We start from the raw sequence: 21393 nt of genomic DNA, 5'->3' as shown, positions 1-21393 counted from the left end.
AGCGACCGTCAGGCCTCGTTCTCCCCGGCCGGGTTCCGGTGCCCCTGGGCATCCGGAACCCGGCCGGTCCACGTTCCGTCCCCCGGCGCGCCTGCGGGGGACGGCGCGACTCCGGTGTCCGGTGCGCCTCCGGGGTCCGGATCCGTTCCGTTCTTCCGGTCCGCCGGGAAGTCCGCCATCAGACCGCCGGAGGCCTTTCGGAGCGTGGCCCAGCGGGCCTTCCTCGCGCCGTCCTCGTGCCAGGAGTCGGCCGACAGGAATTCGTACGCTTCGGCGTCCACGCCGGGCGCCTGCTCCTCCGAAGCCGCCTGATCCTTACCCCGTGCCCGCTTCTGCACCTTCTGCACCTTCCGCTCCTTCCTCTCCGCCCTGCTCTCCTCCCTCTCCCCCGTATCCCTCTCGGGCTCCTTCTCCGTCAGGTCCCGCCGCCGGCCCCATCGGTTCTCCCGCAGCCGCCATGCCCTGAGCAGCAGCGCCACGGGGACACCGATCGCGGCCGTCCAGGCGAGCGCCGCAGGACCCACCAGCCACCACACCGGCCCGAACTCCGCCAGCGCTCCGGTCCCCAGTGGGCCGCCCGACGCCGCCGCGAGCACCGCCGTGCCCGCGCCGCAGCCGACGGCCGCGAGCGCCGCCACCTGCGCCGTACCCCCGGCGCTCCAGGCCTCGTCCCGCTCCCCACGGACGGGCGCCGCCCCTCGCGCGGCGAAGCGGGCCACGGTCAGGCCGGCGACGACCGGCACCGCCACGGCCGCCCAGTTGGCCACCGCCCCCGGGCCCTGGGACGGGACCGCGTGCAGCAGCGGGAAGTCCGGCAGTGCCGGCTGTCCTACGAAGGCCAGTGGGGTGACCGTGGAGGCCGTACCGAGGGAGAAGCCGGGCCCGAGCCCGTAGGCGGCGCCCCACATCGCCGCGTTCGGCACGAGCGCCAGTGCCAGCAGCAGTACGGAGACCCGGCCCGCCCAGTGGCCCGACAGTGCCAGGAACGACTCCCGGGCCGGCCCCGCGTGCCAGACGAGTGCCACGGCGACGAGCAGCGCCCCGCCGCCGAGCAGCACCATCACCCCGGCCGCCGCCGACCGCAGGGCCGTCTCCGCCCCGGCCCTGAACCGGGCGCGGGCGGCGGCCTCCTGCAGCGCGAGCGGTGCCCAGGCCAGCAGCGGTCCCAGCGGGCGCCCGCGCGCCGTCCACACCCCGGCCGCCGCCGCACCGGCCACCACTGCGGCGAGCGGGAAGGCGAGCGTGGTGCGCTCGGCAGGCATCCCACCGCCCTGCGCGTACGCCGCCGTGGCCATCGCCACCAGCAGGTATCCGGCGCTCACCGCACAGAACGCCCCGACCGCCGAGTGCCTGCCCACGGGGTCCCCGTCGGTCTCCGCGGAGTCCCGGGCGGCTCGGTGCACCAGCCACACCGGCAGGACGACGAGCAGCAGCGGGACGGTGGCCACGGGGGCCGGGTGTCCGCCGAGGGTGTCGGATCTCACGAGTTCGGCGCCGTGCGCGAGGAGCCAGAGCCCGGCCGCGACGTGCAGGGCGCCGCCCGGGCCGCTGTCGGGATACGGGGAGCTGATCCACAGCACCATGACCAGCACGGCGAGCGAGCCGAGCCCGAGCCCGGCCGCGATCGTCCCGCGCACGAAGGCGGAGGCCAGCACGGCGGACCTGCTCCGCTCGGCCGACAACATCGGGCTGCGCTCGGTCACTTGGGTCACCGGGCCATGCTCCCAACGACACGCGCTTATTTCGTGTAACGGGCGAATGGCCGCTGTGTCGCTCAATATATGCTTATGTACTTTTTCACCCAGTGCAGTGCCGACGGGGGCCGCACATGACACGGAGCGCCACCGGTCCGTCCTCCGCCGCCCCGCTGCCCTCTCCCAAGGAGCGCCGCAGACTGCGCGAGGCCCGGGCACTGAGTGAGGACCAGGTCGCGGCGGCCGTGGGCGTCACACCCGCCACCGTCCGCGCCTGGGAAACAGGGCGCACCAGCCCGCGGGGGCGCCGCCGCACGGCGTACGCCAGGCTGATCGGCTCCGCCGCGTCGCGCACGGCGGTGCCGGACGCGGCACCCCCCTCCGTCGAAGCCACCGGGAGCACCACGATGTCCCCGACCGAGCCCGGCACCGGCGCCACCACAGGCGCCGGGACCAACACCTCCGTACCGGCCGAGGCCGTTCCCGTACCGGCCGGTTCCGCTTCCTCACCTGCCGGACCTGCCGGGACCGCACCGGCCGCACCGGTCCCTGGCGGTCCGACGGCCGAGGAGGCGTTCGACACCCTGTACGCACGCACCGCGCCCGGTCTCGTCGGCCAGACCTATCTGCTGACCGGGCGTCGGCAGCTGTCCCGGGAAGCCGTCGACCACGCCTTCCAGCTCGCCTGGCACCGCTGGCCCGAGGTCGCCAGGGACCGTGACCCGGCGGGCTGGGTGCGGGCGGCGGCGTACGAGTACGCGATGTCGCCCTGGCACCGGCTGCGCCGCGCGCACCGCCGTGCCGACACGCGTCCCGACGATCCGGGGCGCGGCGCGCTCCTCGACGCGCTGCTGGACCTGCCGCCCTCGTACCGCCGGACCCTGCTGCTCTACGACGGTGTGGGGCTGGACCTGCCGGAGACTGCGGCGGAGACCGAGGCGAGCACCCCCGCCGCGGCGAGCAGGCTGATGAACGCGCGGGCCGCGCTCGCCGAGCGGATCCCCGAGCTGGCAGGACCCGCGTCCCCCGGCGAGCAGTCCGCGCTGATCCACGAACGGCTGGGCTCCCTCGCCCTCGCCGGGACCGAGCAGGTGCCCGCGCCGCCTCCGGCACGGGCGGTCCGCCGGGGCAGTGAGCGCAAGGCGGAGCTCTGGACGCGGGCGGCGATCTGCTTCTGCGTGATGCTGATCGGCACGACGGCCTTCACGCTGAAGACGGCCCCCACCCAGTACGAACAGCCGCTCGCACCCGCCGAACGGGTGGGCGGCGTGCCCCCGCGGGGCGGCCCGCAGAAGCTCACGACGCAGGATCTGAAGCTGCAGAAGGCGCTGCGCGGCCAGTTCACGCACGGTCCGGAACGCCTGGTACCGCGCATCCCCTGACCGGCCACGCGAACGGCGCGGGCCCGCACCCCTTCGATGAGGGGTGCGGGCCCGCGCCGTTGCCACGGGTGACACGGTGCCGCGGCGGACGGGCCGCCACGGCGCACGGTCAGCCGCCGAGGATCTCGCGCGCCAGCTTGGCGGTCTCGGTCGGCGTCTTGCCGACCTTCACACCGGCGGCCTCGAGGGCCTCCTTCTTGGCGGCGGCGGTGCCGGAGGAGCCGGAGACGATGGCGCCCGCGTGGCCCATGGTCTTGCCCTCGGGGGCGGTGAAGCCCGCGACGTAACCGACGACCGGCTTCGTGACGTTCTTCGCGATGTAGTCGGCCGCACGCTCCTCGGCGTCGCCGCCGATCTCGCCGATCATCACGATGAGGTCGGTCTCGGGGTCGGCCTCGAACGCCGCGAGGGCGTCGATGTGCGTCGTACCAATAACCGGGTCGCCACCGATGCCGACGGCGGAGGAGAAGCCGATGTCACGGAGCTCGTACATCATCTGGTAGGTCAGCGTGCCGGACTTGGACACGAGACCGATGCGGCCGGGCTTCGTGATGTCGCCCGGGATGATGCCGGCGTTGGACTGGCCGGGGGTGATCAGGCCGGGGCAGTTCGGGCCGATGATCCGGGTCTTGTTGCCCTTCGAACCGGCGTACGCCCAGAAGGCGGCCGAGTCGTGGACGGCGATGCCCTCGGTGATCACGACGGCCAGCGGGATCTCGGCGTCGATCGCCTCGACGACGGCGGCCTTCGCGAAGGCCGGCGGCACGAAGAGGACGGACACGTCGGCGCCGGTCTTCTCGATCGCCTCGGCGACGGAGCCGAACACGGGTACCTCGGTGCCGTCGAAGTCGACGGACGTGCCCGCCTTGCGCGGGTTCACGCCACCGACGATGTTGGTGCCGTCGGCCAGCATGAGCTTGGTGTGCTTCATGCCCGTGGCGCCGGTCATCCCCTGGACGATGACCTTGCTGTCCTTGGTGAGGAAGATAGCCATGGTGTTGGAGTCCCTCGTCCTTTACTTCGCAGCCGCGGCGAGCTCGGCGGCCTTGTCGGCCGCGCCGTCCATGGTGTCCACGCGCTGCACGAGCGGGTGGTTGGCGTCGGAGAGGATCTTGCGACCCAGCTCCGCGTTGTTGCCGTCGAGGCGCACGACGAGCGGCTTGGTGACCGCTTCGCCCTTGGACTTGAGCAGCTCAAGCGCCTGGACGATGCCGTTGGCGACCTCGTCGCACGCGGTGATGCCACCGAAGACGTTGACGAAGACGGACTTGACGTCCGGGTCGCCGAGGATGATCTCCAGGCCGTTCGCCATGACCTCGGCGGAGGCGCCGCCACCGATGTCGAGGAAGTTGGCGGGCTTCACGTTGCCGTGGTTCTCACCGGCGTACGCGACGACGTCCAGGGTCGACATGACCAGACCGGCACCGTTACCGATGATGCCGACCTCGCCCTCGAGCTTGACGTAGTTGAGGTTCTTGGCCTTGGCGGCGGCCTCGAGCGGGTTGGCCGCGGCCTTGTCCTCGAGGGCCTCGTGGCCGGGCTGACGGAAGTCGGCGTTCTCGTCGAGAGACACCTTGCCGTCCAGGGCCAGGATCCGGCCGTCCTTGGTCTTCACCAGCGGGTTGACCTCGACGAGGAGGGCGTCCTCGGCGACGAAGGTGTCCCACAGGGTGACCATGGCCTCGGCGACACCCTCGGCCACGTCGGCCGGGAACTTCGCCTGGGCCACGATCTCGCGGGCCTTGACGATGTCGACGCCGTCCACGGCGTTGACCGGGACCTTCGCGAGGGCCTCGGGGGTCTTCTCCGCGACCTCCTCGATGTCCATGCCGCCCTGCACCGAGGCCATGGCCAGGAAGGTGCGGTTGGTGCGGTCGAGGAGATACGAGACGTAGTACTCCGCCTCGATCTCCGGGGACAGCTCGGCGATCATCACCTTGTGGACCGTGTGGCCCTTGATGTCCATCCCGAGGATGTCGGTCGCACGGGCGACCGCCTCGTCGGGGTCGGCCGCCAGCTTCACGCCGCCGGCCTTGCCTCGGCCACCGACCTTCACCTGCGCCTTGACGACTGACTTGCCGCCCAGCCGCTCGGTCGCCTCGCGGGCTGCCTCAGGCGTGTCGATGACTTCACCGGCCAGCACCGGTACACCGTGCTTGGCGAAGAGGTCCCTCGCCTGGTACTCGAACAGGTCCACGCGCGTCCGTCCCTATTTAGTGGTCTCGCGGTTCGTTTTCTGCGTGGGCGTGCCGCGAGGGCAACGTGACTGCGCAGTCACTAGGGAGGCGCACACGGTGTCCGGGTACGCGGCATGTCCATCCGGCAGGTTATCCCCGCGCTCGGCCGGACCCTAAATTGCAGATCACACCTGCGCGGTGATAACGGTCACAGATCGCGCTGGTGGCCGGGGTGCGAGGGACAAAACGGCGTGCGTGCCGGGCCTGCGGCAGGGCCGGGGCGGTCCGGGCGGAGTCCCCCGGGCCGCGAGGTGCGGATACTCCGGAACGGTGACTGCCCGCCCGCGACTCCTCAGCCTCTGTCCGGTACCGGCAGGGGCCTCTTCTCTATCGCGGCGGCCATGATCTCCGGGAAGAGGTCCGGGGTGCAGGCGAAGGCAGGTGCGCCGAGCGCCCCCAGCGCGGCCGCGTGTTCCCGGTCGTAGGCGGGCGCCCCTTCGTCCGAGAGGGCGAGCAGCGAAACGAACTGCACGCCGGAGGCCTTCATCGCGGCAACCCGCTTGAGCATCTCGTCGCGGATGCCGCCCTCGTAGAGATCGCTGATGAGGACGACGACGGTGTCGGCGGGACGGGTGATCTTCGACTGGCAGTAGGCGAGGGCGCGGTTGATGTCCGTACCGCCGCCGAGCCGGGTGCCGAACAGCACGTCGACCGGGTCGTCCAGCTGGTCGGTGAGGTCGGCCACGGCCGTGTCGAAGACGACCAGCCTGGTCGTCAGGGTGCGCATGGAGGCGAGCACCGCGCCGAAGACCGAGGCGTGGACGACGGAGGCCGCCATGGACCCCGACTGGTCGATGCAGAGGATGACGTCCTTGCGTACGCCCCGGTCGGCGCGCCCGTGTCCGACGAGGCGCTCGGGAACGACCGTACGGTGGGCGGGTAGATAGTTCTTGAGGTTGGCGCGGATGGTGCGGTCCCAGTCGATGTCCCGGTGGCGCGGCCTGCTGATGCGGGCCGAACGGTCCAGGGCTCCGGTGAGTGTCGCCCTGGTGCGGGTGGCCAGGCGCTTCTCCAGGTCCTCGACGACCTTGCGCACGACGGCCCGCGCGGTCTCCTTCGTCGTCTCGGGCATGGCCTTGCCGAGCGAGAGCAGCGTGCCGACGAGATGGACGTCGGGCTCCACGGCCTCCAGCATCTCGGGCTCCAGCAGCAGGGCGGACAGCCCCAGGCGGTCGATCGCGTCACGCTGCATGACCTGGACGACGGAGCTCGGGAAGTACGTACGGATGTCGCCGAGCCAGCGGGCGACGGACGGGGCGGACGCGCCGAGCCCGGCGGAACGGTCGCTGCCGCCCCGGCCACCGGGCTTCTTCCCTCCGCCGTACAGCGCGGTCAGGGCTCCGTCCATGGGGACGTCACGGCCGGTGAGCGTGTGCCCGGTGCTCTCGGCGCCGTCCGCGCCGAGCACCATGCGCCAGCGCCGCAGCCGCTCGTCGGCGGCCGGCGGTCCGGCCGGGGCCGCTGTCATCGTCGTCCTCTCCTGTCCCGTCGTGTCCGCCCGGTCCGTGGTGTCCGTGGTCGTCCTCGTGCCCGTGGTGTCCTTCGTGTCCGCCCGGTCCTTGGTCATCGGGTTTCCGTCCCTGTCGTCATCGGGGCGCCGCCCGTCGCCGCGTGGTCGAGCCCGAGCAGCAGGCGGAGCACCGGCACCACGGCGTCCGCGCGCTCCTCGTCGAGTCCGGCTCCGAACCCGGGCGCACCGGCCGTGTCCACGCCGTGTGCCGCCTCCGGGGCCGGACCTCGGCGGACGAGCTCGCCGAGGGTGCGCCGTACGCCTGGTTCGTAGGCCGAGAACGTGCGGCGGAGGAGGGGCAGCACATCGGTGAACAGGTCGGCCGGTACGCCGGTGAGCCAGGCGTCGACCAGTCCGAGGAGCCGCTCGTCGTGGACGAGCAGCATGCCGCCGCCCGCCGCGCCGCCGACGAAGCCCTCGATCCAGGCGGCGGCGTCGGCCGGTGGCGTGCCGGGTGAGAGCGCCAGCCCCATCAGTCGTGCCGCCTCCTCCTCGGCGAGCAGCCCGTCGTCCAGGAGGAGGCGGGTGGCACGGCCCCGGATCACTCCCACGACGGTGTCCCTGGCGGACAGCTTGCGCAGGACGTCGGCCCAGCGCTCCCGGAGTCCGTCCGCGGGGACGGCGCCGGCCAGCAGCCCGATCGCGGTGTGCACCCCGTCCAACCGGTGCCGCAGCTCCGCGGCTCCGTCCGCGTCGAGGCCGGTGCAGGCGGGTGGCAGGCCGACACAGATCCGCTCGGCGAGGCCGACGGCGACCTCGCCCAGGGCCGCCGTGCCGGTGCCCCGCACGTCCCCGTACCGCAGGGAGCGGGCCAGGGCGGGCAACGCGTCGGCGAGATGGCCGACGTCCGTGTCGAGGGCGGCCCGGTCGGCGAGGGCCTTCATGACGACGGGCAGCGCCTCGGTCAGTTCGGCCAGGAGACAGTGCTCGGCGAGCACGGTGACGTCGGCGAGCGCGGTCGCCGCGACGGCGTCCGACTCCGCCCTGGCGGTCGCGGCGGAGAGCACCGTGGTGCCCCAGACGCCGGCTTCCGCGATCCGTACGGAGAGCTCCGGCTCCCAGCGCAGCCGCCAGCTCTCGCGGAACGTCCCGGTGCCGCCCCGGCCGGCCGCGGGCTCGCCCCAGCCGACGCCCAGGAGCCGCAGCCGGTGCAGCAGTCTGCTGCGGGCCGCGTCGGTGTCCTTGCGTAGGTCGAGCCCCAGCTCCCGCTCCTTCGCCTCGGGCTTGAGCCTCAGGGTGCGCTGCTGCCGGGTCAGATCACGCTGGAGGGGGACGGCGGGGGCGGTGTCGGGCACCTCGCCGAGGGTCTCGCCGACGACGAGCCGGGCGTGCACGAGGGCCAGCGGCACGTCGGAGCCCTCGCACATGGCGGCCCGGACGGCGTCGGTGGCCTCGGCGAGGCCGGGGAACGGACGGTCCCGCACGGCGGCCAGCGTCGTGGCGAGCCGCACGGCCTCGATGACGTGGGCGGAGGAGACGGGCCGGTCCTCCTCGCGCAGCATTCCCGCGACCTTCGTCATCCAGCGCTCGACGGGCCGGTCGGGCGCGGCGAAGAGGTGCCCGTACCAGCCGGGCGAGTCGATCCCGGCGCCGTATCCGCTGTGCCGGGCGAGCCGGCGGTGCGTCCAGGGCACCCAGGTCAGCTCCGTCTTCACCTTGGGGATCCCCCTGAGGAGGGCCCGGTCGGCGGCGAGTGTCGTCCGGGCGGCGAGCGCGGGGACGTGCCAGGCGCCGCAGACGACGGTGATGTCGTCGCCGAACTCCTTGCGGGCGGTGCGCAGCTGGATGCGCATATGGGCTTCCCGTACGGCGTCCCGTGGGTGCCCGCCGTCCCCGTACGCCTCGCGCAGTGCCGTCATCGCCTCGGCGAGGGCGGCGAACGGTGCCCGTGGGTCGGCCGGTGCTCCGTCCGTGGCGCGGTGCTCGACGACGTCCTCCCACCATCGCTCGGGGTCGTCGTAGCCGGCGGTCGCCGCGAGGACACCGATCGGATCGACGGCCGTGTCCTCCGGCCGGCCCGCCGGCTGCTCCGTCATGGCCAGGGAGTGCGCGGCGGGCAGGTCCACGAAGCGCACCGGGATCTCGTGCGCCAGCGCCCAGCGGATCGCCACCCACTCGGGCGAGAACTCGGCCAGCGGCCAGAAGGCGGCGCGCCCCGGGTCGTCCACCGCGTGGGCGAGCAGCGCGACGGGCGGCCGCATCCGTTCGTCGGCGGCGAGCGGCAGGAGGGCGTCGCCCTCGGGCGGTCCTTCGACGAGCACGGCACGCGGCCGTACGGAATCCAGGACGGCCAGGACCGCGCGGGCGGATCCGGGACCGTGGTGGCGCACCCCGAGCAGCAGCGGTCCTCCGGACGCGGCCGGGCCCGTCGGACGGACCGTCATGCGGAGACCTCGCGGCAGGCGCGGTAGAAGTCCTTCCAGCCGTCCCGCTCGCGGACCACGGTCTCCAGGTACTCCTGCCAGACCACCCGGTCCGCCGCCGGGTCGCGGACGACCGCGCCGAGGATGCCGGCCGCGACGTCGCCCGACCGCAGCACGCCGTCGCCGAAGTGGGCGGCGAGCGCGAGGCCGCTGGTGACGACGGAGATGGCCTCGGCCGTGGACAGCGTCCCGGAGGGCGACTTGAGCTTGGTGCGGCCGTCCGTGGTGATGCCGTCGCGCAGCTCGCGGAAGACCGTGACGACGCGCCGGATCTCGGCCATGCCGTCGGGGGCCGCGGGCAGGTCGAGGGAGCGTCCGATCTGGTCGACGCGCCGGGACACGATGTCCACCTCGGCCTCGGGGGTCTCGGGCAGCGGCAGCACGACGGTGTTGAAGCGGCGGCGCAGGGCGCTGGAGAGCTCGTTGACCCCGCGATCGCGGTCGTTCGCCGTGGCGATGAGGTTGAAGCCGCGCACGGCCTGGACCTCCTGGCCCAGCTCGGGGACGGGAAGCGTCTTCTCCGACAGGATCGTGATGAGGGCGTCCTGCACGTCGGCGGGGATGCGGGTGAGCTCCTCGACCCGGGCGGTCATGCCCTCGGACATGGCGCGCATGACCGGGCTCGGCACGAGCGCGTCGCGGCTGGGGCCGTGGGCCAGCAGCTGCGCGTAGTTCCACCCGTAGCGGACGGCTTCCTCGGGGGTGCCCGCGGTGCCCTGGACGAGCAGGGTCGAGTCTCCGCTGACGGCTGCGGCGAGGTGCTCGGACACCCAGGTCTTGGCGGTGCCGGGCACGCCGAGGAGCAGCAGGGCCCGGTCGGTGGCGAGCGTGGTCACGGCGACTTCGACGAGGCGGCGCGGACCGACGTACTTCGGTGTGATCACCGTGCCGTCCGGGAGCGCTCCGCCGAGGAGGTAGGTGGCGACGGCCCATGGTGAGAGCTTCCAACGGACGGGCCTGGGGCGGTCGTCGGCTGCCACGAGCGCCTTGAGCTCGTCGGCGAAGGCGTTCTCGGCGTGCGGCCTCAGGACCTCGCCGCCGCTGTCTGCGGCTGCGGTGTGCACGGATACGGACGCGGTCATGGATCCCCCTCCAGATCGTTCGACCCGATGTGGATCCACCGTGCACCATGGCACTGACAATCGGCCCCTGCCGTGGCCTCGGCCGGGGGAAAGGCCTGGTGGCAGGCGGAGTTCGAAGGGGGGTCGCGAGAGGGTGACGCGACCGGGAGGTCAGCCGACGGCGGGTGGGACGGCGATGCTGCCGCCGCTCGTCAGGAGCGCCTCGCCCTCCGGCTCCGTGATGACCTCGCCCCTGTAGGTGGTCGTGCGGGCGACGTCGTCCGATTCCGGTGCGAGCTGCATGACCGCGGGCGGCATGATGCCGCGCAGGGTGACGGTCTTCCGCCACGGGAGCGTGGGCGACTCGACCGTCTCCGTCGTCGGCTCCGTGGCGTCGTCCCCGCCGTCGTCCCCGCCGTCGTGGAACCGGATCTCGTCGACCTTCGTGCCGGTGACTTCGCAGGTCACCCCGTAGGTCTCGTCGACGGCCGCGTCGAAGGCCGCGTCGAAGGCCCGGTCGACGGCCCGGTCGATCGATTCCTCGACCGACTCCCCGTCCGTTCCGGAACAGGCGGTGAGCCCGAGCGCGAGGCCGCCGACGAGAACCGCGCGCGCGGCGGAACGGGCGGTGCGTCCGCGGCCGTTGATGTGGGTGAGGCGAGTGATACGGGTGAGGCGATTCATCAGGTCCCCTGGAATGGTCTGCCGACCGTTCCCGCTTCGCAGCAAAGCGCACGGACCCGACGCGGTCAGGGTGTCGCGGAGCAGGTGAAGTCGCAGGTCGGAGCCGGTTGTCAGTGGGGCGGCCTACCGTCGTTCCCATGCTGCTATCTCACGGGGGAGAATCCGCGCGCACCGCCGGTCCGGTGGCGCGCTGGACGGTGGAACAGGTGCTGGCACTGGCTCCTGACGAGGCATCACGCAGGGCGGGGAGCAGGCTCGGCTCCGGGCGTCCGTGGTCCGACGCGGGCCGCACCGGCGCGGGGGCGCTGTGGGGGCTGTGCGAGGGGAACGGCAGTACGTCGTACCGCACGGCGATCGATACGGACGGGCCCGCCTGCACGTGCAGTTGCCCGAGCCGGAAGTTCCCGTGCAAGCACGCGCTGGGGCTGCTGCTGCTCTGGGCGTCCGGCGACCCTGCGTTGGGACAGAGGGAGGCCCCGGACTGGGCCGAGGAGTGGCTGGAGGGCCGCCGTGGACGGGCGGCGGTCCCGGCGGGTGGGGGTCCTGCGGGTGAGGGCCCTGCGGGTGAGGGCCCTGCCGCGGGTCCGGCCGACCCGGAGGCGGCCAGGAGGCGTGCCGAACGCCGGGCCGAGCGCATCACGGGGGGTGCGCAGGAGCTGGAGCAGCGGCTCGCCGACCTGGTGCGCGGCGGGCTGGCGGCGGCCGACCGTCCGGGGTACGGCCAGTGGGAGGAGACCGCGGCCCGCATGGTCGACGCACAGGCTCCGGGACTCGCCGGGCGGGTGCGGGAGCTGGGTTCGATCCCGGCGTCGGGCCCGGGCTGGCCGGTGCGGCTGCTGGAGGAGTGCGCGCTGCTGCATCTGCTGGACTCGGCGTGGCTGGGGCTCGACCGGCTGCCCGGTCCGCTGGCGGCAACGGTGCGTGCGCGGGTCGGCCTGACGGTACCCGCCGAGGGACCGGCGGTCCGTGACCGGTGGCTGGTCCTCGCGCAGTACGACATACCGGACGGCAAGATCGTCACTCGTCGCATCTGGCTGTACGGAAGGGGGTCGGGGCGCACGGCGCTGCTGCTGTCGTTCGGGGCGGCCGGGCGCTCCCCCGGGCTGGCGCTGCCGGTGGGGGTGACGATCGACGCCGAGGTGACGCCTTATCCGGGCGGCGGCCGGTTGCGGGCCGAGCTGGGCGAGCGGTTCGGCACGCCCGTCGCCGCGACCGCACCGCCGCCGGGCGGCACGACGGCCGACGCCGCCGCCGCGTACGGGCGTGCCCTGCTGGACGACCCGTGGCTGGACGCGTGGCCGGCCACCCTGCGCGAGGTCATACCGGTGCCGTCCGGGGACGGCTGGCAGCTGGTGGGCGCGACGGACGGCTCCGCCCTGCCGCTCTCCTCCTCGGCGGTGTCCCGGCCGGGCCTGTGGAAGCTCGTGGCGCTCTCCGGAGGTGGCCCCGTGACGGTGTTCGGCGAGTGCGGGCACCGGGGCTTCGACCCGCTCACGGCCTGGTGTCCCGAGTCCGACGACGACATGGGCGCGGGTTCGACCGTGGCGCTCGTCTGACGTGACCGAATCCCTCGATCCGCGACTCCTGGACACCCGGAGGGGACCGATGACCACCACCAACTCGACGACCGCCGTGCCGGTCAACGCCCCGTGGGAGGAGCTTGTCACCTCGGCCCTGCTCGGCACCGACCGGCGCCCGTTGCGGCGCACGCCGGGCGCGGGGCCGGCGGATGGCTCGGCAGCCCTGCTGGACGCGGCGGCGCTCCACACGGTGCGGCGCCGCGCCGCGCTGCTCCCGGCCGCCGGGGCACCCGCGCCCGAGCCCGCGCCCGCCGACCCCCGGCCGCCGCTTCCCGTAGCCGCCCGGCACCGGCTGGCGCAGCTGCTCGCCGACCGGTCCACCCCCTCGGGCGGCGGGGGGCGGGGTACGACCCCTGATCTCACCGAGCTCATCCCCCAGTGGCTGGCCTCCGCCGGAGCACGCGGATTCCGTGCTCCGGCCGAGCTGCTGCCCGCCCTTCTGGACGCGGCCAGGGCGCGCACGGACCTGCGACCGCACGCGCTGGCGTTCGCGGGTCCGCGCGGGCTCTGGCTGGCCGGGCTGAATCCGGAGTGGAGGTTCGCGCTGCGGGCCTCACCCGGCGGTGCGCACCGGCCCGGCACCGAGGATCCGGATGCGGTGCGCCGGATGTGGGAGGAGGGGCTGTTCGCGGAACGGGTCGCGCTCCTCGGGGCCGTACGGGCGGAGGATCCCGCCGCGGCGCGGGCCCTGCTCGCGGCCACCTGGTCCACGGAACGTGCCGAGGACCGGCTGATGTTCCTCGATTCGCTGCGGACGGGCCTGTGCGGCGACGACGAGGCGTTCCTGGAGGAGGCGTTGTCGGACCGCAGCCGCAATGTCCGCGCCACGGCCGCCGAACTGCTGTCCGCGCTGCCGGATTCGGCGCTCGCCCTGCGGATGGCGGACCGCGCCACGTCGTGTGTGAACCCCGACCGTACGGGCGCCGCCGTGTCCGTCGCCGTGGAGGCCCCGCACGAGTGCGACGCCGCGATGCAGCGTGACGGGGTGGCGCCGGTCCCGCCGTCCGGCCGGGGTGAACGGTCATGGTGGCTGGGGCAGTTGGTGGAGGCTTCCCCGCTGGCCGTCTGGCGGGAGAGGTTCGGCGGCCGTACCGCTCGGGAGATCGTCGCGCTGCCCGTCGCCGACGGGTGGGCGCCCGAGCTGCACGCCGCGTGGTGCCGGGCGGCGGTGCGGCAGCGGGACCCCGAGTGGGCGCGGGCGCTGCTCGGCACCCCTTCGACGCCTCCGGCGAACGGCCCCGGGACGGCGTCCCTGGCGGAGCGGTCACAACTCCTCGCCACCCTGCCCGCCGCCGAACGGGCGCTCTGGGTCGCCGACTTCATAGCGGCACACGGTCTGTCCGAGGCGTTCCAGCTGCTCGGCGTCTGCACCGTTCCCTGGGCCGAGCCGCTCGGCCGGTCGGTGGTCGACGCACTGGACATCGCCCGGGACGCGGGGAGTTACCCGTGGAGCTTCAGCGGGGTGATGGGCCTGGCCGAGCGTTGCCTCGACCCTGCGGAGGCGGATCGGCTGGAGGTGCTGACCACCACCCCCGACGAGCCGGAGGGCGCGTCACCGGGGGCGGGTGGCTACTGGTCGGAGGCGTTCCAGCGCCTGGTCTCCACGCTGCGCCTGCGCGCGACCATGGACGCGGAACTGACACCGGACGCCGGGTGCGCGAGCATCCCGGACCGGGACGTCCCGGTCCGGGGTGGCGCCGTGTGACCGGGCCGGAAGGGGCAACGCCGGCCGCGTGCCACGGTCGGCGGGCCGGTCAGCGGGCGGCCAGGGCTCCGGCGGGCCGCGCCGGACCGGCTCAGGCTCCGCGGACCGGCTCGGGCTCATGCAGGGCTCGGGCCTGGGCAGGGCTCGGGCCTGGGCAGGCACTGGCAACGCGGTACAGGCGCGGCAGGCGCGGGCTTGGGACGGACGCTCCATACCGGGTCGAGCACCGGAGGCTCGCTCCGGGCAGACTCCCGCACGGGCCACGCAGACACCGGGCGGGCAGGCAGGCCCGGGCGGTCGCACAGACATCAGCAGGGCCGGCCTGCGCCTGCCCGGCCGGACGAGGCCCTGCCCGGCCGGGCAGGCGCAGGCCCAGGACCCGAAGGATCAACCCCGGGCCGGGAAGGCGCGGCACCGGCGGGTAGCGGTCCGAAGGACTGACCACCCGGTCCGGATGCCCACGAGCCCGCCCGAATGCCCGCAAGCCGGTCCGGATGCCCACCGAGCCCGCCCGGATGCCCCGCAAGCGCGGGTGGTCAGGCCTCCGCGGACTGGCGTACGTGGGCGTTCACCCAGTCGACGATCGACGCGGTCGTCGCACCAGGGGTGAAGATCTCCGCGACGCCCTGCTCCTTCAGCGGAGCGATGTCCGCCTCGGGGATGATGCCGCCGCCGAACACCTTGATGTCCTCCGCCTCGCGCTCCTTCAGGAGTGCGATGACCTTCGCGAAGAGCGTGTTGTGCGCACCGGAGAGGATCGAGAGACCGATCGCGTCGGCGTCCTCCTGGATCGCCGTGTCCACGATCTGTTCCGGGGTCTGGTGGAGGCCCGTGTAGATGACCTCCATCCCCGCGTCCCGCAGCGCCCGCGCGATCACCTTCGCCCCGCGGTCGTGGCCGTCGAGGCCCGGCTTGGCCACCACCACACGGATCGGACCGGTCACACCCATCACTGCCTCCACATGCGTCTCCCGTGCCGGAAGGGCCGGGGATGTGAACGAACGTTATCCACAGCATCCCGTACGGCGTCGTTTCGCGGTGGACCGGGAGGGGGAAATCACACATGGGACATGTTCGCCGAGCGGTGCTCCCTGTGTCAGGCGGCCTACAGGCCGTGCAGGGATCGCCGCCAGGGGAGCCGCAGCGAGGTCGTCGTACCACCGTGCCGTCAGCCGCACGGCACGGTGGTACGACCCCCGGCCGGCAGGGCCGTCGTCACCTCCACCGCGACACCCCGTGAGGGCGTACGGGGCAGGGAGCCGCCTCCCCCGCATGCCAGTGCAGGAGGTCCGGCCATGAAGGTCCCGTCCTTCCTTCCCCTACTGCTGCGCCGCCCGTGTCCGCGCCCCACCTGGCTGTCATCGGCGCTGGTGAGAGCAACCGCCCTGGAGCTGGCGATCCTCGCGGGGCATGTGCTCATCTACCCCTCGGGCATCACGCCCGAGCGCAGGACCCGCACCGCTCCGCCCGGCCGGGGCACCGACCCCGAGCCGCGGACCGCCCCCACCCACAGCGAGAGCGCGGCGGCGACCGCGCCCGCAGCCACCGGTGAGACGAGGGGGAGCGTCACGCCGCTCGGCCCTCCGGCCGCCGACGACCGTCCTCCCGTCGTCCTCCTGCACGGCTTCATCGACAACCGCTCCGTCTTCGTCCTGCTCCGCCGTTCCCTGTCCCGGCACGGCTGGCACCACCTGGAGTCGCTCAACTACTCGCCGCTGACCTGCGACATCCGCACGGCGGCGGAGCTGCTCGGCCGGCATGTCGAGGAGATCTGTGCCCGCACCGGACACCGCGAGGTCGACATCGTGGGGCACAGCCTCGGCGGCCTGATCGCGCGGTACTACGTGCAGCGGCTCGGCGGCGACCGGCGGGTGCGCACGCTCGTCACCCTCGGCACGCCGCACGGCGGCACGGCCGTCGCCCCGGTCGCGGGCGCACACCCCATCGTCCGCCAGATGCGCAGCGGCTCGGATCTGATCGAGGAGCTGCGCCACCCGGCCCCCGGCTGCCGGACCCGGTTCATCAGCTTCTGGAGCGAGCTGGACCGGGTGATGGTCCCGGTCGAGGCGGCCTGCGTCGACCACCCCGACCTGGACGCGGTCAACGTGCGCGTCTCCGGCATCGGTCATCTCGCACTCCCGGTGCACCCCGCGGTCGCCGCCGCGATCCGACAGGCGCTCGAATCGGACGATTCGATCGGCCTCAGCACTCCGGGAGCAACTTCCGTGGCCTGAGTCGACCCGAAGAAATAGAACTAACTTCGAACATAGGGCCAAGCCTGCTCCCACAGTCCACCGAAAGGCGGCCGATTGCCCGTTTCCTGAGGTGCCGGAACCCGTCGAAGATTGTCGTCGTCACGTACTGCCGGGTACAGTCGCGGCCACTGCTCACCCTGGGATTCCCCCACCGGACCCAGAACAGGTCCTGCTGCCGAGGCGAGAGAGAAGTTGGTGAACGACCAGCACCCCCACGCCGGGTACGCCGGATTCGACAGCCGGTCCACCGGAGGTTTCGACGCCGACCCGCTCTTCGGGTCCCTGCCGGACCATCAGGACGGCAGTCACGAAACGGCGTACGGCAGCGGTTACACCACCGCATACGACGGTTCCTACGGCGGCTACGACACCGCTTACGCGGCCGGGCCCCAGCAGACGGGCCAGTACGACACCGGGCACGGGCAGTACGACACCGGGCAGTACGACGGTCAGTGGGGCACCGGAGCGCATCAGCAGGCCTCGTACGACGGCTACGGCGCGCAGGTCCACCCGCAGGCCCAGCAGACCTACGGCACCACCGCCACCTGGATGCCCGAAGCAGGGATCCCCGCGCAGACGGCACACCCCGGGACGGGCGCCGCGGACGCGACCGGCCAGTGGGACACCACCGGCTGGGACCACACGGGCCAGGCCGACCAGTGGGCCACGAGCGACACCGGCGCCTTCCCCACCACCACCTTCAGCAGCACGGCCTACGCCACGGGCACGTACACGGCCCCGGTCTTCGAGACCTCCGGCTACGGAACGGCCGACACGGGCGCCTACGACGCCACCGCCTGGAACACCGGCGCCACGCCCGAGACCACGGCGTACGCACCCGAACAGACGTCGTATCCCGCATACGAACACCAGGCTGCTCCCTACGAGTCGTACGAGACGGCCGAGTTCGTACCCCAGGAACACCTGGACGCGACCGACACCGGGACCGCGGAGGCGGAGGCCGACTCGCAGGCGGAGGCCGCCGCGTACGACGCGGCCGATCCGTACGCCCCGTACAACCCGGACCTCGACCACGGCCCGGCCGGCGTGCACGACGCGGTCACCGAGATCGCGGACGTCATCGACGTGACTGCGTCCCACGCCCCCTCCGGGGCCCGCCCCGTGGGCCGTTCCGCCCAGCGCGGCGGCAGCCGCGGCCGGCGTCGCACTCCGGCGAAGCGCTCCGCGCTCCTCACCGTCGCCGTTCCCTCCGCCTGCGTGATGAGCGTCGCGGGCATCGCGGCGGCTTCCGTGAGCGGCGTCGGCGGTGCCGAGGAGCAGAAGGACGACACCACGTCCATGGCGGCCGCCGACACGGTCAAGCCGGCCGTCGCCAACAACGAGCTGGACACCCAGCTCGCCGCCCTCAGCGCCGACGCCGAGAACTTCGCCGACCGTGCCAGCCGCACCCAGGAGCGCATCGACCTGAAGGAGCGTCAGGCCGCCGAGAAGAAGAAGCGCGACGAGGAGGCCGCACGCCGCGAGGCGGCACGCCCCAAGTTCGCCCTGCCGGTCAACCAGCACGGCCTCAGCGCCTACTACGGCCAGGCGGGCGTGAACTGGATGTCCGCGCACACCGGCATCGACTTCCCCGTGGGTCTCGGCACTCCGGTGATGGCGGCGACCGACGGCACCGTCCGCACGCAGCTGAACAGCGCCTACGGGAACATGGTGATCGTCACCGCGGCCGACGGCACCGAGACCTGGTACTGCCACCTCAGCGCCGCGAAGATCCGTTCCGGCACGGTCAAGGCCGGTGACGTCATCGCGTACTCGGGAGACTCGGGCAACTCCACCGGCCCGCACCTGCACTTCGAGGTACGGCCCGGCGGCGGCGCGTCGATCGACCCGCTGGCGTGGCTCCGCAGCCACGGCCTCAATCCGAACTGAGCCCTGAGCTCAAGGGCCCGGGCACGAACCCGGGCCCTTGAGCCGCACCCTGAACGATCCGGACCCGCGCCCGGACGAAGACGCCCGGCACCGTCCGGACCCGCGTCGGCCTCTTCGTGGCCCGCGCCCGGTCGAAAGCCCGGGCCCCGTCCGGGCCCGGGCGAGCGGCCCTACAGCTTCTCGACCGGCGCGTACCGCAGCAGCAGCTTCTTCGGGCGCTCGTCGCCGAAGTCGACCGTGGCCTTCGCCTGGTCGCCGAAGCCCTCGACGGCCGTCACCGTGCCCAGGCCGAACTGGTCGTGCGTGACCCGGTCCCCCGCCACCAGGGTGACCACCGGCTTGTCCGCGGTACGCCGGGTCGCGAAGCCCGACGGCCCCGACCTGGCGCGCGAGGAGGACAGCGACGAGGTGATCCCCGACGTCGGTCCCGCCGGAGCCGCCATCGGCCCCTTGCGCTTCCACTCCAGGTGCTGGTCCGGGATCTCCTCCAGGAACCGCGACGGCGGGTTGTACGAGGGCTGTCCCCAGGCGCTGCGCATGGAGGCCCGGGTCAGATACAGCCGCTCGCGCGCCCGGGTGATGCCCACGTAGGCGAGCCGGCGCTCCTCCTCCAGCTCCTTCGCCTGACCCAGCGCGCGCATGTGCGGGAAGACGCCGTCCTCCATGCCGGTCAGGAACACCACCGGGAATTCGAGGCCCTTGGCGGTGTGCAGCGTCATCAGCGTGACGACACCGGAGCCGTCCTCGTCCTCGTCGGGGATCTGATCGGCGTCGGCGACGAGCGCGACCTTCTCCAGGAACTCGGCGAGCGTGCCCGCGCCCTCCTCCTCCGCCCGCTCCTGCTCGAACTCGAGGGCGACGGCGGCGAGCTCCTGAAGGTTCTCGATGCGGGTCTCGTCCTGCGGGTCGGTGGACGCCTGGAGTTCGGCGAGATAGCCGGTCCGCTCCATGACGGCCTCCAGCACGACCGCCGGTCCGGCGCCGGACTCCACGATCGTGCGGAGCTCCTCCATCAGCGTGTTGAACCGCTTCACGGCGTTCGACGAACGGGCCGCCATGCCGTACGCCTCGTCGACGCGGCGCAGCGCCTGCGGGAAGGAGATCTTCTCGCGCAGCGACAGGGCGTCGATCATCGCCTCGGCCCGGTCGCCGATGCCCCGCTTCGGCACGTTGAGGATGCGTCGCAGCGGGACGGTGTCCTCGGGGTTGGAGAGGACCCGGAGGTAGGCCAGGACGTCCCTGACCTCCTTGCGCTCGTAGAAGCGCACTCCGCCGACGACCTTGTAGGGCAGCCCCACGCGGATGAAGATCTCTTCGAAGACACGGGACTGGGCGTTCGTGCGGTAGAAGACGGCTACGTCGCCCGCCTTCGCGTCCCCGGCGTCCGTCAGCCGGTCGATCTCGTCGGCGACGAACTGCGCCTCGTCGTGCTCGGTGTCGGCGACGTAGCCGGTGATCCGGGTGCCGGCGCCCGCGTTCGTCCAGAGGTTCTTGGGACGGCGGCTCTCGTTGCGCTCGATGACGGCGTTGGCCGCGGACAGGATCGTCTGCGTGGAGCGGTAGTTCTGCTCCAGCATGATCGTCGTCGCGTCCGGGTAGTCCTCCTCGAACTGGAGGATGTTGCGGATGGTCGCTCCGCGGAAGGCGTAGATCGACTGGTCCGCGTCACCGACGACGCACAGCTCACCCGGGGCGTCGGCCTCGCCCGCCGGGCCGACCAGCTCGCGTACGAGGGTGTACTGCGCGTGGTTGGTGTCCTGGTACTCGTCGACCATCACGTGCCGGAAGCGGCGGCGGTAGTGCTCGGCGACGTCGGGGAACGCCTGCAGCAGGTGGACCGTCGTCATGATGATGTCGTCGAAGTCCAGGGCGTTGGCCTCGCGCAGCCGTGCCTGGTAGAGCGCGTAGGCCTGGGCCAGCGTCTTCTCGAACCCGTCGGCTGCCTGACCGGCGAAGGTCTCCTCGTCGATCAGTTCGTTCTTCAGGTTCGAGACCTTCGCCGTGAACGACTTCGGCGGGTAGCGCTTCGGGTCGAGGTCCAGATCGCGGCAGACCAGCGCCATCAGCCGCTTGGAGTCGGCGGCGTCGTAGATCGAGAACGACGAGGTGAAGCCGAGGAGCTTGGACTCGCGGCGCAGGATCCGCACGCACGCGCTGTGGAAGGTCATGACCCACATGGCGTTGGCGCGCGGCCCGACGAGCTGCTCGACGCGCTCCTTCATCTCACCGGCGGCCTTGTTGGTGAAGGTGATCGCCAGGATCTGGCCCGGGTGCACCCCGCGCTCGGCCAGCAGGTGGGCGATCCGGTGGGTCAGCACGCGGGTCTTGCCCGAACCCGCCCCGGCGACGATGAGCAGCGGAGAACCCGCGTGCACGACGGCGGCGCGCTGCTCGGTGTTCAGCCCGTCGAGCAGCGCGGCGGAGTCGACGACCGGGCGCGGGGCGCCGTCGCGGTAGTACGCGTCACGCGGCGGCGGGGGCGTGTCGAAGACGTCCTCGAACAGCCCCTCCGGCACCGCTTCGGGCGCGTGGCCCTCGGGGGGCGGCGGGGGGCCTTCGTCCGCTTGCTGGAGGCCGGTCAGGAAACTGTCGTCAAAGAGGCTGCTCATCGCCTGCCGAGTCTAGGGCCTCTCGTGCGGATGATGCCGGGCTCACGGGATCTGGCACGCACGTCTGCGGCGCTGTCGTCAATCACCAACGCTCCGCGTCGCCTCAGTCCTCCGCCTTGCTGCACGCACCGGACCCCGCTCCCTGACCCGGCCTGATCCAGACGGAAGACCCTGGGCCGCCGCACCGACAGCCCGGGGCCGCATTCCGCACGAGGGCAGCAATCCGTACGCGTACGGAGACGGTCCGCGCACGGTGCGTAGGAATCCTGGGTCCGTCGCCGCCCCGTGGGCAGCCGGTCCGAAAAGGTCACGGAAATGTATCGGGCATATCGAACATCAACCTTCACAGGGACACCACGGGTT

General features: G+C 72.8%; 14 protein-coding genes. 5 read left to right on the top strand and 9 right to left on the bottom strand.

Features of this window, described 5'->3' with window-relative positions; translation table 11 throughout:
- Positions 1 to 8 precede the first annotated feature (8 nt).
- On the bottom strand, positions 9 to 1712 hold the full coding sequence (locus OG524_RS22465; protein WP_405811575.1) for a DUF6350 family protein: 1704 nt from the start codon (positions 1710 to 1712) through the stop codon (positions 9 to 11).
- Between the two features lie 116 nt (positions 1713 to 1828).
- Between OG524_RS22465 and OG524_RS22460 the strand changes: the two genes are divergently transcribed.
- Complete coding sequence (locus tag OG524_RS22460) at positions 1829 to 3076, top strand: sigma factor-like helix-turn-helix DNA-binding protein (RefSeq protein ID WP_405389059.1); 1248 nt, start codon at positions 1829 to 1831, stop codon at positions 3074 to 3076.
- Positions 3077 to 3185: 109 nt separating this feature from the next.
- On the opposite strand, the gene sucD is transcribed toward OG524_RS22460, so the two are convergent.
- The 6 genes from sucD to OG524_RS22430 form a co-directional block, all read right to left on the bottom strand.
- A complete protein-coding gene (sucD, locus tag OG524_RS22455; protein ID WP_329208168.1) occupies positions 3186 to 4070 on the bottom strand; it encodes a succinate--CoA ligase subunit alpha in 885 nt (294 codons plus the stop codon).
- A gap of 21 nt (positions 4071 to 4091) precedes the next feature.
- Positions 4092 to 5273 carry an ADP-forming succinate--CoA ligase subunit beta gene (gene sucC / locus OG524_RS22450; protein ID WP_405389060.1) on the bottom strand — a complete coding sequence of 394 codons (1182 nt, stop codon included), beginning with the start codon at positions 5271 to 5273 and terminating at the stop codon, positions 4092 to 4094.
- Between the two features lie 332 nt (positions 5274 to 5605).
- Positions 5606 to 6781: a VWA domain-containing protein gene (locus OG524_RS22445; RefSeq protein WP_405812483.1), complete on the bottom strand. Its 1176-nt coding sequence runs from the start codon at positions 6779 to 6781 to the stop codon at positions 5606 to 5608.
- Between the two features lie 95 nt (positions 6782 to 6876).
- The gene (locus OG524_RS22440; RefSeq protein ID WP_405389061.1) at positions 6877 to 9207 is read right to left on the bottom strand and encodes a DUF5682 family protein; all 2331 of its coding nucleotides are present in this window, start codon (positions 9205 to 9207) and stop codon (positions 6877 to 6879) included.
- Positions 9204 to 10328 carry an AAA family ATPase gene (locus tag OG524_RS22435; protein WP_405389062.1) on the bottom strand — a complete coding sequence of 375 codons (1125 nt, stop codon included), beginning with the start codon at positions 10326 to 10328 and terminating at the stop codon, positions 9204 to 9206. The genes OG524_RS22440 and OG524_RS22435 overlap by 4 nt, the downstream gene beginning before the upstream one ends.
- A 150-nt stretch (positions 10329 to 10478) precedes the next feature.
- Positions 10479 to 10991: a hypothetical protein gene (locus OG524_RS22430; RefSeq protein ID WP_405811574.1), complete on the bottom strand. Its 513-nt coding sequence runs from the start codon at positions 10989 to 10991 to the stop codon at positions 10479 to 10481.
- 137 nt (positions 10992 to 11128) lie between these two features.
- Here OG524_RS22430 and OG524_RS22425 point away from each other — a divergent pair, with 137 nt between their 5' ends.
- On the top strand, positions 11129 to 12547 hold the full coding sequence (locus tag OG524_RS22425; protein ID WP_405811573.1) for an SWIM zinc finger family protein: 1419 nt from the start codon (positions 11129 to 11131) through the stop codon (positions 12545 to 12547).
- A gap of 49 nt (positions 12548 to 12596) precedes the next feature.
- Positions 12597 to 14276 (top strand): DUF5691 domain-containing protein, encoded by a 1680-nt coding sequence (locus OG524_RS22420; protein WP_405389065.1) that lies wholly within the window; start codon positions 12597 to 12599, stop codon positions 14274 to 14276.
- Between the two features lie 536 nt (positions 14277 to 14812).
- Here OG524_RS22420 and OG524_RS22415 read toward each other — a convergent pair.
- Positions 14813 to 15226 (bottom strand): cobalamin B12-binding domain-containing protein, encoded by a 414-nt coding sequence (locus OG524_RS22415; RefSeq protein WP_384494277.1) that lies wholly within the window; start codon positions 15224 to 15226, stop codon positions 14813 to 14815.
- Positions 15227 to 15571: 345 nt separating this feature from the next.
- Here OG524_RS22415 and OG524_RS22410 point away from each other — a divergent pair, with 345 nt between their 5' ends.
- Both OG524_RS22410 and OG524_RS22405 read left to right on the top strand, forming a co-directional pair.
- Positions 15572 to 16510: an esterase/lipase family protein gene (locus OG524_RS22410; RefSeq protein WP_405389066.1), complete on the top strand. Its 939-nt coding sequence runs from the start codon at positions 15572 to 15574 to the stop codon at positions 16508 to 16510.
- 216 nt (positions 16511 to 16726) lie between these two features.
- Complete coding sequence (locus tag OG524_RS22405; RefSeq protein WP_405389067.1) at positions 16727 to 18421, top strand: peptidoglycan DD-metalloendopeptidase family protein; 1695 nt, start codon at positions 16727 to 16729, stop codon at positions 18419 to 18421.
- 170 nt (positions 18422 to 18591) lie between these two features.
- Here OG524_RS22405 and pcrA read toward each other — a convergent pair whose 3' ends face one another.
- Positions 18592 to 21030, bottom strand: coding sequence for a DNA helicase PcrA (gene pcrA / locus OG524_RS22400; RefSeq protein WP_405389068.1), 2439 nt, complete (start codon positions 21028 to 21030; stop codon positions 18592 to 18594).
- Positions 21031 to 21393: the final 363 nt, after the last annotated feature.

The organism is Streptomyces sp. NBC_01520, assembly GCF_045040375.1.
In the GTDB taxonomy this organism is placed as follows: Bacteria; Actinomycetota; Actinomycetes; order Streptomycetales; family Streptomycetaceae; genus Streptomyces.
This window is presented reverse-complemented; position numbering and strand designations above follow the sequence as displayed.

What these genes read in the sequence shown, in the direction of transcription:
- OG524_RS22460 (WP_405389059.1), top strand. Translation starts at nt 1,829, where the DNA reads ATGACACGGAGCGCCACCGGTCCGTCCTCCGCCGCCCCGCTGCCCTCT.
- sucD (WP_329208168.1), bottom strand. Translation starts at nt 4,070, where the DNA reads ATGGCTATCTTCCTCACCAAGGACAGCAAGGTCATCGTCCAGGGGATG.
- OG524_RS22445 (WP_405812483.1), bottom strand. Translation starts at nt 6,781, where the DNA reads ATGACAGCGGCCCCGGCCGGACCGCCGGCCGCCGACGAGCGGCTGCGG.
- OG524_RS22440 (WP_405389061.1), bottom strand. Translation starts at nt 9,207, where the DNA reads ATGACGGTCCGTCCGACGGGCCCGGCCGCGTCCGGAGGACCGCTGCTG.
- OG524_RS22435 (WP_405389062.1), bottom strand. Translation starts at nt 10,328, where the DNA reads ATGACCGCGTCCGTATCCGTGCACACCGCAGCCGCAGACAGCGGCGGC.
- OG524_RS22430 (WP_405811574.1), bottom strand. Translation starts at nt 10,991, where the DNA reads ATGAATCGCCTCACCCGTATCACTCGCCTCACCCACATCAACGGCCGC.
- OG524_RS22425 (WP_405811573.1), top strand. Translation starts at nt 11,129, where the DNA reads ATGCTGCTATCTCACGGGGGAGAATCCGCGCGCACCGCCGGTCCGGTG.
- OG524_RS22420 (WP_405389065.1), top strand. Translation starts at nt 12,597, where the DNA reads ATGACCACCACCAACTCGACGACCGCCGTGCCGGTCAACGCCCCGTGG.
- OG524_RS22415 (WP_384494277.1), bottom strand. Translation starts at nt 15,226, where the DNA reads ATGGGTGTGACCGGTCCGATCCGTGTGGTGGTGGCCAAGCCGGGCCTC.
- OG524_RS22410 (WP_405389066.1), top strand. Translation starts at nt 15,572, where the DNA reads ATGAAGGTCCCGTCCTTCCTTCCCCTACTGCTGCGCCGCCCGTGTCCG.
- pcrA (WP_405389068.1), bottom strand. Translation starts at nt 21,030, where the DNA reads ATGAGCAGCCTCTTTGACGACAGTTTCCTGACCGGCCTCCAGCAAGCG.